The 10,900-nt window shown below is 66.5% G+C and carries 12 protein-coding genes; 5 read left to right on the forward strand and 7 right to left on the reverse strand.

Annotated elements, in window-relative coordinates; genetic code table 11:
• Positions 1-83 precede the first annotated feature (83 nt).
• Positions 84-671, reverse strand: coding sequence for an HdeD family acid-resistance protein (locus M4D77_RS21975; RefSeq protein ID WP_137809645.1), 588 nt, complete (start codon positions 669-671; stop codon positions 84-86).
• Between the two features lie 107 nt (positions 672-778).
• Here M4D77_RS21975 and M4D77_RS21980 point away from each other — a divergent pair, with 107 nt between their 5' ends.
• The gene (locus M4D77_RS21980) at positions 779-1,657 is read left to right on the forward strand and encodes a thioesterase family protein (RefSeq protein WP_259937397.1); all 879 of its coding nucleotides are present in this window, start codon (positions 779-781) and stop codon (positions 1,655-1,657) included.
• An 80-nt stretch (positions 1,658-1,737) separates the two neighbouring features.
• Complete coding sequence (locus M4D77_RS21985; RefSeq protein ID WP_058252206.1) at positions 1,738-2,808, forward strand: DUF4185 domain-containing protein; 1,071 nt, start codon at positions 1,738-1,740, stop codon at positions 2,806-2,808.
• Between the two features lie 44 nt (positions 2,809-2,852).
• On the opposite strand, the gene M4D77_RS21990 is transcribed toward M4D77_RS21985, so the two are convergent.
• From M4D77_RS21990 to M4D77_RS22005, 4 genes are all read right to left on the reverse strand, one after another.
• A complete protein-coding gene (locus tag M4D77_RS21990; RefSeq protein WP_259937399.1) occupies positions 2,853-3,362 on the reverse strand; it encodes a nitroreductase family deazaflavin-dependent oxidoreductase in 510 nt (169 codons plus the stop codon).
• A gap of 154 nt (positions 3,363-3,516) precedes the next feature.
• Positions 3,517-4,164 carry a DUF305 domain-containing protein gene (locus tag M4D77_RS21995; protein ID WP_159371591.1) on the reverse strand — a complete coding sequence of 216 codons (648 nt, stop codon included), beginning with the start codon at positions 4,162-4,164 and terminating at the stop codon, positions 3,517-3,519.
• Positions 4,165-4,267: 103 nt separating this feature from the next.
• On the reverse strand, positions 4,268-4,684 hold the full coding sequence (locus tag M4D77_RS22000) for a hypothetical protein (protein WP_259937400.1): 417 nt from the start codon (positions 4,682-4,684) through the stop codon (positions 4,268-4,270).
• A 17-nt stretch (positions 4,685-4,701) separates the two neighbouring features.
• Positions 4,702-5,991, reverse strand: coding sequence for a phosphatase PAP2 family protein (locus M4D77_RS22005; RefSeq protein ID WP_374100796.1), 1,290 nt, complete (start codon positions 5,989-5,991; stop codon positions 4,702-4,704).
• Between the two features lie 236 nt (positions 5,992-6,227).
• Here M4D77_RS22005 and M4D77_RS22010 point away from each other — a divergent pair, with 236 nt between their 5' ends.
• Both M4D77_RS22010 and M4D77_RS22015 read left to right on the forward strand, forming a co-directional pair.
• The gene (locus M4D77_RS22010; protein ID WP_058252309.1) at positions 6,228-6,443 is read left to right on the forward strand and encodes a hypothetical protein; all 216 of its coding nucleotides are present in this window, start codon (positions 6,228-6,230) and stop codon (positions 6,441-6,443) included.
• Between the two features lie 115 nt (positions 6,444-6,558).
• The gene (locus M4D77_RS22015) at positions 6,559-7,329 is read left to right on the forward strand and encodes a deoxyribonuclease IV (RefSeq protein WP_068971224.1); all 771 of its coding nucleotides are present in this window, start codon (positions 6,559-6,561) and stop codon (positions 7,327-7,329) included.
• Positions 7,330-7,337: 8 nt separating this feature from the next.
• On the opposite strand, the gene M4D77_RS22020 is transcribed toward M4D77_RS22015, so the two are convergent.
• Positions 7,338-7,904: a hypothetical protein gene (locus tag M4D77_RS22020; RefSeq protein WP_165629459.1), complete on the reverse strand. Its 567-nt coding sequence runs from the start codon at positions 7,902-7,904 to the stop codon at positions 7,338-7,340.
• 252 nt (positions 7,905-8,156) lie between these two features.
• Here M4D77_RS22020 and M4D77_RS22025 point away from each other — a divergent pair, with 252 nt between their 5' ends.
• The gene (locus tag M4D77_RS22025; RefSeq protein ID WP_137809642.1) at positions 8,157-9,992 is read left to right on the forward strand and encodes an acyl-CoA dehydrogenase; all 1,836 of its coding nucleotides are present in this window, start codon (positions 8,157-8,159) and stop codon (positions 9,990-9,992) included.
• A 103-nt stretch (positions 9,993-10,095) separates the two neighbouring features.
• Here the strand turns inward: M4D77_RS22025 and M4D77_RS22030 are convergent, their stop codons facing one another.
• Complete coding sequence (locus tag M4D77_RS22030; RefSeq protein ID WP_226511758.1) at positions 10,096-10,842, reverse strand: hypothetical protein; 747 nt, start codon at positions 10,840-10,842, stop codon at positions 10,096-10,098.
• Between the last annotated feature and the right edge of the window lie 58 nt (positions 10,843-10,900).

Genomic DNA, 10,900 nt, shown 5'->3' on the forward strand with positions numbered 1-10,900 from the left:
GAGTTGCGAAGACCCTTCGTGACGCTCGCAAGCACGCTCCTCAGCTCAGGGAGCAGAGCAGTGACGCTCACGAGTGTTCCGGGTCAGACCGCGGGCTCCCCGGCGGCCGGCTGCTCGACCTTCTTGGGCAGCGTGAGCAGCGTGGCGATCGACAGCGCGACGAGCATGATGCCGCCGACCCAGGCCAGCACCTCGAGCGAGAACGCGGGCAACACCATCATCACGATGCCCGCGATGATCGCGATGATGCCGGAGAGGATCAGGAACCAGGTGGGCGCGTGCCCGGACTTGGTGATCGCGGCGTACAGGTCGGCGACTCCCTGGAAGATCCAGCCGATGCCGATGAACACCGCGAGCAACCACACGGCGTCGCCGGGACTGAACAGCGCGATCACGCCGGCCAGCAGCACGATCGCGCCGACGATGCCGAGCATCACCCGGACCCCGGTGCTCAGGAACGACGCCGCGAAGGCCTGATAGATGCGGAAGATGCCGGCGATGATCAGCGAGATCGCGAACAGGATGGCGAGGACGACGATGGTCGGCCCCGGCCACAGGATCGCGATGACCCCGATCACGATGCCGACGATCGACGTGATGATGAGTGCCGTGCGGACGGCACCGACCAGTTCGTCGGGGAAGTGCTTGGTGTACACCGTGGCGAAAGTCATGGTGGGAGGTTATCCGGCACAGCAGGATCCGGCGCGCTATTCGCTCAGGAGCGGCACAAACCCGACCGCATCGCCGACGCAGATGAACAGCGGGGTAACAAGTAACGATGACCAACATCGCGTTCTTCGAGCCGATCTCCGACACCGGCCGGCCCGACGCCGGTCTCCGATACCGGCCGACACCCTTCGCCGCCAGCCTGTGGGCGCCCGGCACCCTGAACGGTCCGGCGGTGTGCGGCCTCGCCGCGCGGGCGGTCGAGACCGAGTTCGGTGATGATGACTTCGTTCCCGCCCGGTGCACCATCGACCTCTTCAAGGCCGCGCGCGACATCGTCACCTCGACACGGGTCCGAATCGTCCGGTCGGGCGGACGAATCCGGGTCGTCGACGTCGACGTGGTCCAACACCCCGAAGGCGCAGATGAGGTGCTCGTCGCGCGCGGCACGACGGTGTTCCTGCGCACCTCGACCAACCCGCCCGGGCAGCGGTGGCATCGCCCCGCGGACGCGGTCACCTTCCACCCACCCGAGACCGCCTCCGACGACGACCTGTCCCCCCGGTTCGCCTCCGATGCCGCAGACGACACCGTCGGCGAATGGGAGCGCGACATGGGCAATCACCAGAACGGGCACCGCAAACGGATGTGGTCGCGGGCCGCACCCATCGTGGCGGGCGAGAAGCTCACCCCGTTCCAGCGGGCGGTCGTCAGCGCCGAATCCGCGAGCCTGGTGTCGAACTGGGGCACCACCGGCATCGGATTCATCAACTGCGATCTGACCGTCGCCCTGAGCCGTCTGCCGTCGGGTGAGCGGGTCGGGGTCGAGGCCGACGTCCACATCGAGGACGACGGCGTCTCGGTCAGCAACGCGGGACTCTACGACGCCGACGGCATGTTCGGGACCGCGCTCGTGACCGCGGTGAACAATGCCGCCGCGCAGATCGACTTCACCACCGTGGACACCTCGGAGCGCTATCGCGAAGCCTGAGTTCGACACGACTGTTCGCGGTGGTCGGGCACCGTAGCGGACCTCACACATATCTCTCAGGTCTTGATAAGGTCACGGCCATGACACGGCGCCTCGCACGGCTTTTCCTGGGTCTTGTCGTCACCTTGCTCGCTCTGGCCCTGACGACGACCCTGGCCGCCTCCCCCGCCCACGCCGCCCGCTACGCCAACGGTCCGGCGACCATCGTCAACCGATTGACGGGGCCGTTCGCGATGAACGACACCATCGGACGGTTCAACATTGTCGGTACCGATCTCGGTGTCATGTGGGACAACGGCCGAGGTGAGATCCTCACGGCGTTCGGTGACACCCAGTCGTTCAACGGGTGGTCCCTCCTGTACGGCGAGCTCTACTACTGGCGGTCCAACGTCCTGCTGCGCAGCACGGACCGCCACCTGGCCGACGGCATGACGTTCACCTCGCACGCCGGCCGGCCGGGTCATGCCAAGCGCCTGCTCAAGCCGAACGTCCGCCGCGAGATCACGATCATCCCGACCGCCGGCGTGGCCGCCAACGGCAAGCAGTACATGACCGTGATGTCGGTCAAACGGTGGGATTCGCCCGGCATCTGGACCACCAACTGGGCGGGCCTCGTCTCCTCCACCGACAACGGCGAGAACTGGCGCTCGGTCGGTGCGTTCCGCCCCAATGGCGGCGGCAACAAGAAGTTCCAGATGGGCGCCTTCCTGAAGGTCGGCAAGACCGTCTACTACTACGGCACACCCGACGGCCGCTGGGGCGGTGTCTACCTCGCGCGCGTCGACGAGAAGGACATCGAGAATCTCGGCAAGTGGCAGTACTTCTCGTACGGCCGTTGGGTTCCGAACAACCCCGACGCCGCCACCCCGGTGATGGGCGCCCCGACGGGCGAGATGTCGGTCCAGTGGAACGACTATCTGGGCAAGTACATCTCGTTGGCGAGCCAGGACGTCGGCGTGACGCTGCGCACCGCCGACAACCCCTGGGGCCCATGGACTTCCGGTGAGATCGTCGCACCTTCGGTGGACCCGTACACGGGTTACGCGCCGTACATCCACCCGTGGTCGAAGGGCAGCACCCTCTACTTCACCTACTCGGTCTCCATCGGCTATCAGGTGTACCTCATGCGTCTGCCGCTGCGGCGCGGCTGATCTCGACCACTGCCTCGGGGCGATTGCCCCGAGGCTGCCGATGATCAACTGGCGGCGATGGTGAGCACGACCAGCGGGATGGGGCGGTCGACCTTGGACTGGAAGTCCGCCAGCAGTGGGTTGTTGGCCAGCACCCAGGCTGCGAACTCGTCGTAGTCCTCGCCTTCGAGCACCTTGCCGGTCCCCTGATGCGTATTGTTTCGGAACTCGATCATGACCTGTGGATTCGCCCTGATGTTGTACCACCATGCCGGGTACTTGTCCTCGATGAACGAGCTCACGTACATGGTGTCGTCGCGGTAACAGGGCCCCAGTGGAACCGTGTGCGGCTTTCCGCGCTTGGCCCCGGTGGTGGTGAGCAGGATGAGGTCCGCGCCCGCGTAAGCGCCGCCCACCTTGCCCGCGTTCTCCCGAAACTCCTTGATCACATCATCGTTCCAGTTGGCGATGCCACCCTCTTGATCCCACGCCTGGTTCCACGGCGCGTTCGGATCGTCGTAGTCGGTGATGATGGCCTGATCGGGTTGTCCTGCTGTCGATTCGGTTTCACTCATGATCCGAGTGTGTCGTCGAGTTAGGACAGTTACGGTCCTAACTCGAAATCGCTACGAAACTCGTCCTGCGCCTGTCGGTAGGTGACCCGCCGACACGTCGGGGCGGTTGACGTCCGTTTCCGGACCCAACCGCCCCGGCGCCTTCTGTTGGTGCTCAGCTCTGGCCGAGCATCCCCTTCATCTGGTCGATCTCGGCCTGCTGGGTCCGCTTGACCTCTAGGGCAAGGGTTTTCGTCGCGGGGTCGACGCCGTCGGCGAGTACCGCATCGGCCATCGCGATGGCGCCCTCGTGGTGCCGGATCATGCCCTCGAGCCAGAGCCGGTCGAACTCGGGACCGCGTGCGTCCCGCAAGGCGGTCATCTGGTCTGGGCTGAGCATGCCCGGCATCGCGGAGTGACCACCGTGGCCCATGTTCTCGTGGCCGTCGTCGAGGCCGTCGGTACTGACTCCCCAACTCTCCAGACGGTTCTCCATCTGCTCGATCTCGGCGTCCTGGGCCTTCTCGATCGTCGACGCGAGGGCGATCAGCTCCGCATTGTCCGTCCGGCCCTCGACGAGTTCGGCCATCTCCACGGCCTGGTCATGGTGTCCGATCATCGTCGAGGTGAACTCGACGTCGGCCTCGTTGTGAGTGGCCGACGCCGGAGCTTGCGTCGCCACCGATGCCGAGGTGTTGGCGGAGGTGGCGTCGCTCGCCGTTTCGTCGGGTGAGCAACCGGCGACCGCGATGAGTGCCGCCGCGGCCAGGCCGACCCCTGACGCCGTCCGAATACGGCGCCGAGATGTGTTGTGTACGTACATGAGTGCATTCCTTGCTGCTGTCGGAGTTCCCGGCGGGCGCGACGCCGGCCGAGAGGGAGGAGAGATGACGACACGACGGACCGAGCGGTCCGCGGAGGTCAACTCAGCAGCGGATCACCTGTAGTTGCAGATGGGAGTACATGGCCCACGGCGGCGGACGACCCAGGATCGTCGTACGGCGGCGAGCGGTGTCGACGATCCGCGGAAGCGCCGCAAGCGACCAGAGCAGGAGAACGAGAACCACGGCCGGGAGATCGACGCCCGCCGCACGGATGAAGACGCAGTCGTGCGAGTGCTCACCGCAGTCGTCGGTTCCGGTCATCTCCGGGGCGGACGTCAGCGTCGACGATGCGGAGAGCGTCGAATGCTCGGCATGGTGCGACATCCCGCTCTCGCCACCGGAAGGCCCGCCATGACCCGACACCACCGTGTGCATGAGCATCACGGCGAGAGCGAGTACGAGAACGAGTGCGCGGCGCCAGACGAGGGCGCCACGACCGGTTCTGCGGCGGCTGCTCACGGTGCCAGGTTACGAGATCAGGATGCCGTCGTCGACGCCCTGGCGTCGTCGGGACGCCGATCGTCTCCCGAATCCGCCGCTGCTTCCTCGGCGGCTCGGCGTCGTTGTCGCGGGAGCAAGATCTTGCGGTCGATGATCTGGTAGGTCGCGATCACCGCGGCGGCCAGCAGCCACCCGAGCACGATGTCGAAGATGTAATGCTCGGCGGTGTACACCAGGGCGAACGCCATAGCGAGGGCGTAGCCCATGAACAGTGTCTTGCCGAGCGCCTTCACCCGCGGCCACATGAAGAGCGCGAGGAGCATCGTCAGACCCGCGTGCAGCGACGGGATCGCGGCGACCAGGTTGGACTTGCCCTGCCCGACCTCGACGAGGTTCGACGCCGCGTGGATGTTGAGGTAACCCCAACCGCGAGCCGAGATCCGTTCGACGTAGGGGTTGGCGTCCGGGTACTCGTTGTCCAGCGGCCCGAGCAGACCGCCGGGTTCCTTGGCCTCAGGCGAGTACATGCAGATCGGGTCGCGCGGGAAGTCCTGGACCTCGGCCGCGGTGCATCGCGCGGCGGCCCACGGCGGGGCGCCCGGGACGAGGGTGTACCCGACCAGGGCGAGGAAGGTCGTCGCCACGAAACACGCCGCGTAGCGTCGCCAGGCGGCGCGGTCCTTCAGCCACAACACGGCCGCGACCGCGTACGGGATGATGAAGTACGACATGTAGACGATGCTGACGATGACCTCCCACCAGGGCGGACTCGCCTGCTTGAGGTGCTCCTGCAGCCAGGCCGTGGGATTGACCCCGCCGGTCAGCCAAGCGTCGAAATCGATCGCCAGATGCCAGTGGGTGGGCATGTCGACGATGCGCGCGACGTCCCGGGTCCAGTCGTAGAGGATCAGGATCAGCGCGAACGGCGCCCAGTCGATGAGGATCGTGATGAACTTGCGCCGGCCGATACAGGCGGCCGCGAGTCCCAGACACATCAGGATGATCAGGCGCGTGCGGTCGAAGGCCAGACCGTAGAGGGCGACGTGCACCGCCATCAGCACGATCCAGGCGCCGATCGCGATGCGCCGGACCATCGTCAGATCGCGACGGCTCTCGGGATCGGCTTCCATCTCGGCGGCGGCGGCAAGGTCGTCGAGGATCGGTTCCACACCCGCGCGTCCGGTGTCGTCGCGGTCGGTGTCCTCACGACCGGTGGCCACCACGGAGTCCTTGGTGTCGGAGGTGGTCGTCTCGGTGCTCTCGCGCTCGTTGCGCTTGGAGGATCTGCCCGGCTGCGGGACGCCCACCGTCTCGTCGACACTCACCCGACACAACCCCGCCCGTCACACCCCGCAGGGCAACCACCCACTTAAACTGCCGTCAGTGTAATGGTCATCTGTTGTTCGCGAGCCAAGCCGACGGCCAGGCATGTCGGATTTGAGCATTTCCGATGCCGCAACCCGGGGCGAACGGTCTCCGCCAGCGGTTTTCGCCGGACGCCTCGCCGATCAGGGTGTTGTGGATCACACTGGAGGGCGTCGATCCCCTGAAGGAGGTCTCGGTGCCCAATCGCTACCTGCGCTACGGCGACCAGCGCTACATCATCAACAAGGAGGCGGAGGCCCGTCTCAACCGCACCCTCGACGCGGTGTACGCCGACGGAACCCGCGGTCACGAGTGGCTGAACCTCTATCACGACAGCGCGGCACCGTGTCGACTCCTCATCGCACCCGGGGTCCCGATCACCATCGAGACCGAGCCCTGTCTGGGCGACTGATCTCCCGTCGCCGCGGAGAGCCGGTTGGACGATGGAGGTGACCGCCCCGGCGTGTCCCCGTGATCGACGACGACGGGGGCGTCCGCGTGTCGGGGCGGGCCACTATCGTTGTCGCATGCGCATCGGAGCCCATCTTCGCGAGGACGCCGACCCCTTGGCCACTGCCGCCGAGCTCGGGATCGATGTCTTCCAGATGTTCGTCACGGACCCTCAGAGCTGGAAGAAGCCGCAGCCGAACCCGCGCGCGGCGGAGTTCCGTGAGTCCGACATCGACGTCGTCGTGCACTCGAGCTACCAGATCAACGTCGCCAGTCTGAACAACCGGCTGCGGATGCCGTCGCGCAAGGCCGTCGAGCAGCAGGCCGCGGCCGCCGCCGAACTCGGCGCCTTCGGGCTCGTCGTCCACGGCGGGCATCTGCGCGACGGGGAGGACAGCGCCGAGGGATTCGCGAACTGGCGCAAGCTGTTCGACCGCCAGGCCGACAAGGGCGGTTTCGGCGTCCCGATCCTCATCGAGAACACCGCGGGCGGCGACCACGCGATGGCACGCACGCTCGAGTCCATCGACCGTCTATGGGAGGCCGTCGGCGACTTCGACCAGGCCGGCTTCTGCCTCGACACCTGCCACGCCTGGGCCGGCGGCGAGGATCTCGTCGGACTCGTCGAGCGCGTCCGTCAGATCACCGGCCGGATCGATCTCGTGCACCTCAACAACTCTCGCGACGAGTTCGACTCGGGCCGCGACCGTCACGCCAACCTCGCGTCGGGCCACATTGACCCCGAGGTGCTCGTCGCGGTCGCCGAGGCGGCGGGCGCACCGGTCATCCTGGAGACACCCGGCGACGGCATCCCCGACGATCTCGAGTACCTGCGCTCGGCGCTATAAGACGTCGATCACGACAGATTCCAGGCGGGCGCCGGCGGAGTCACCGGGTATGCGGCGACGTTCATGACGACCGTCCCGTCGCAGGGCCCGCCGTCGATCGTGGTCCGCCACACGCCCTTCAGCGTGCCGTCGCCCTGCGGGGTGTAAGTCGCGATCGACGTCGCCGGGCGCCACACCTTGGGCACACCCGCGCCCTGCCAGCAGTCCCATTCCCAGTCATAGCGATGCACCCAGGATCCTGCCTCCCAGGTGTAGCGCGGCGGCTGCGGCAGCGTCGGATTCGCGGGTTTCGGCCCGTCGATCACCGTCGCCACGCACGTACCGCCGTCGCACGATGTCCTGAAGGTGTAGTCGTCGGAGAAGTCCGGCTCCGCCTGCCGGGCCGCGAGGCTCGTTCCGGTCTTCGAGGCGGCGAACCGCTTCAACGAATACACGCCGTCCCACGAGGGCGTCGCCGCGGCGTCTGCCGGGGCGACAGCCACCAGAAGTCCGGCGGCCAGGGCGACGATCGAGATCACGACGCTCACGAAACCTGTCGCACCGACACGTGCGGGTCCGATCACCAGTCTGCGCATTCGTTCATTGGAACGTACTCGCGGTTCCTGCGCCGGCGTTGCGGATTTCTCGGCGCTCCGGGTGCGCCAACCGGCGCAGATCACACATCTTCTGATTGATCCGGCGGGGATATGGGGCTATTCTAGGGTTACCGGCGAGTAACATAGCTCGGACCGAACAGCCCCTCATCCGGCCGGTACGCGCACAACCGTGAGCGATCGGACCGGGTCGAGGACGCCATCGCAGACGGCCACACCAGACAAGGAACAACCATGGGCCATTACAAGAGCAACATGCGCGACCTGCAGTTCAATCTCTTCGAACTGTTCGAGCTCGACAAGGTACTGGAGTCCGGCGACTTCGGGGACCTCGACCACGAGACAGCCGTCGACATGCTGCGCGAGGTCCGTGCGCTGGCCGAGGGCCCGATCGCCGAGTCCTTCGTCGACGCCGACCGCAATCCCCCGGTCTTCGACCCCGACGAGCACACCGTCACGATCCCCGAGTCGTTCAAGAAGTCGTACAACGCCCTGGTCGAGGGCGGCTGGGACAAGATCGGCATCGTCGAGGAACTCGGCGGCCTCCCCGCCCCGCGTTCGCTGTACTGGGCCATCGGCGAGATGATCCTCGGCGCCAACCCGCCCGTGTTCATGTACGCCGCCGGCGCGGGCTTCGCGAACATCTTCTACAACAACGGCACCGACGAGCAGAAGAAGTGGGCTGCCATCTGCTCCGAGCGCGGCTGGGGCGCCACCATGGTGCTGACCGAGCCCGACGCCGGTTCCGACGTAGGTGCCGGACGCACCAAGGCCGTGCAGCAGGAAGACGGTTCCTGGCACATCGACGGTGTGAAGCGATTCATCACCTCGGCCGATCAGGACATGACCGAGAACATCTTCCACCTGGTGCTCGCCCGCCCCGAAGGCGCCGGCCCGGGCACCAAGGGTCTGTCGCTGTTCTTCGTGCCCAAGTACCACTTCGACTTCGAGACCGGCGAACTCGGCGAGCGCAACGGCGTCTTCGTCACCAACGTCGAGCACAAGATGGGCATCAAGGCGTCCGCCACCTGTGAGGTCACCTTCGGACAGCACGGCACCCCCGCCAAGGGCTGGCTCGTCGGCGACGTCCACAAGGGCATCGCGCAGATGTTCGAGGTCATCGAGCACGCGCGAATGATGGTGGGCACCAAGGCCATCTCGACTCTGTCGACCGGTTACCTGAACGCGCTCGAGTACGCCAAGGAGCGCATCCAGGGTGCGGACATGACCCAGATGACCGACAAGGCCGCACCGCGCGTGTCGATCACCCACCACCCCGATGTGCGTCGTTCGCTGATGACCCAGAAGGCCTACGCCGAAGGTCTGCGCGCGATCTACCTCTACACCGCGTCGCACCAGGACACCGCCGCCGCGAAGATCGTGTCCGGCGCCGATCCCGACATGGCCCACCGCGTGAACGATCTGCTGCTCCCGATCGTCAAGGGCGTCGGCTCCGAGCGCGCCTACGGCACCCTCGGTCACGAGTCGCTGCAGACGCTCGGCGGGTCGGGATTCCTCCAGGACTACCCGATCGAGCAGTACATCCGTGACTCGAAGATCGACTCGCTGTACGAGGGCACCACGGCGATCCAGGCCCAGGACTTCTTCTTCCGCAAGATCATCCGCGACAAGGGCCAGGCTCTCGCGCATGTCGCCGGACAGATCCAGAGCTTCATCGACTCCGAGGCGGGCAACGGCCGGCTGAAGACCGAGCGGGCACTGCTGAAGACGGCGCTCGACGACGTGCAGGCGATGGCTGCCTCGCTGACCAACGATCTGATGGCGGCACAGGAGAACTCGGCCGAGCTGTACAAGGTCGGACTCGGTTCGGTCCGCTTCCTGATGGCCGTCGGCGACCTGCTCATCGGCTGGCTGCTCCTCCGCCAGGCCGAGGTCGCCCTCGCAGCTCTCGACAACGGGGCCTCCGACGCCGACAAGTCCTTCTACGAGGGCAAGGTCGCCGTGGCGAGCTTCTTCGCGAAGAACATGCTCCCGCTGCTCACCTCGGTCCGCGTCACCGTCGAGAACATCGACAATGACATCATGGAACTCGACGAAGCGGCCTTCTGAGCCCGACCATACTGAGAACTCCCACCGGCGAATCCGCCGGTGGGAGTTCTTCTTTGCGGCGAGCCCGCGCACATCGCGGCTCAGACCCCGCGGTGCGCCATCGTCACTCGATCACGCTGAAGCAATACCCGACGGGGCGCGGTTTCTGCGCGAAGTAGGTCCCGTCCGAGTCGGGACATTGGGGCTCCCCCGCAGCCTTGGTGTCCACGCGGATGTTCGTTCCGCCGGAAACCGGCGACCCGCAGTCGATCTCACGAATGTCGGCGAGCGCGGTACCACCGGTCGCCGACGGAATGTAGTAACAACGGCCCTCCTGGTACACCGGCGCCAGACAGAGCGCGCCCTCCTCGCCCGCGACCCAGTAGCGCGAGTAGTTGGGACCGCAGAGTCCTTGCGTGATGGACTTCTCCGCGACGAGGTAGTGGAAGTCGGTGTCGCCGCAGGACACCTCGTCGGCCTTGAGGGTCTCCGGCTCCGCCGTCACGACGATGCACTCGCCGGCGTCGACGTCACTGGTGTCGGTGACCCCACCTCCCTGCGCCGACGACACCAGCACCCGCGCCACGCCACCGGCGATCACGATCAAGAGCAGCACCCCGACGATTCCCAGCGCGACCCACAGACCGGTGCGCTTCTTCTTCGGTGGCGGCGGGAACGGCGCCCCGGGCGGGTACATCCCGCCCGGCATCGGACCCGGGTACGGCTGCGGCGCACCGTAAGGCCCCTGATTCGGTGGCGGAGCACCGTAGGGCTGATTCGGTGGCGGATACCCGCCGTTCGGCGGGTACTGCCCGGGTTGCGGTTGTGGCCCGAATCGCGGGTCCCCCGGCTGGTATGGCGAGTTGGTCACGCGCGAAGACTACCCGTGCGCCGGTGCCGTTACCGGACCGGCGGCCGAACCCGCAAAC

Origin of the sequence: Gordonia sp. p3-SID1431, assembly GCF_025143765.1 — a bacterium.
In the GTDB taxonomy this organism is placed as follows: domain Bacteria; phylum Actinomycetota; class Actinomycetes; order Mycobacteriales; family Mycobacteriaceae; genus Gordonia; species Gordonia hongkongensis.

Coding starts and splice junctions, on each gene's coding strand:
- M4D77_RS21975 (WP_137809645.1), bottom strand. CDS start 671: ATGACTTTCGCCACGGTGTACACCAAGCACTTCCCCGACGAACTGGTC.
- M4D77_RS21980 (WP_259937397.1), top strand. CDS start 779: ATGACCAACATCGCGTTCTTCGAGCCGATCTCCGACACCGGCCGGCCC.
- M4D77_RS21985 (WP_058252206.1), top strand. CDS start 1,738: ATGACACGGCGCCTCGCACGGCTTTTCCTGGGTCTTGTCGTCACCTTG.
- M4D77_RS21990 (WP_259937399.1), bottom strand. CDS start 3,362: ATGAGTGAAACCGAATCGACAGCAGGACAACCCGATCAGGCCATCATC.
- M4D77_RS21995 (WP_159371591.1), bottom strand. CDS start 4,164: ATGTACGTACACAACACATCTCGGCGCCGTATTCGGACGGCGTCAGGG.
- M4D77_RS22015 (WP_068971224.1), top strand. CDS start 6,559: ATGCGCATCGGAGCCCATCTTCGCGAGGACGCCGACCCCTTGGCCACT.
- M4D77_RS22020 (WP_165629459.1), bottom strand. CDS start 7,904: ATGCGCAGACTGGTGATCGGACCCGCACGTGTCGGTGCGACAGGTTTC.
- M4D77_RS22025 (WP_137809642.1), top strand. CDS start 8,157: ATGGGCCATTACAAGAGCAACATGCGCGACCTGCAGTTCAATCTCTTC.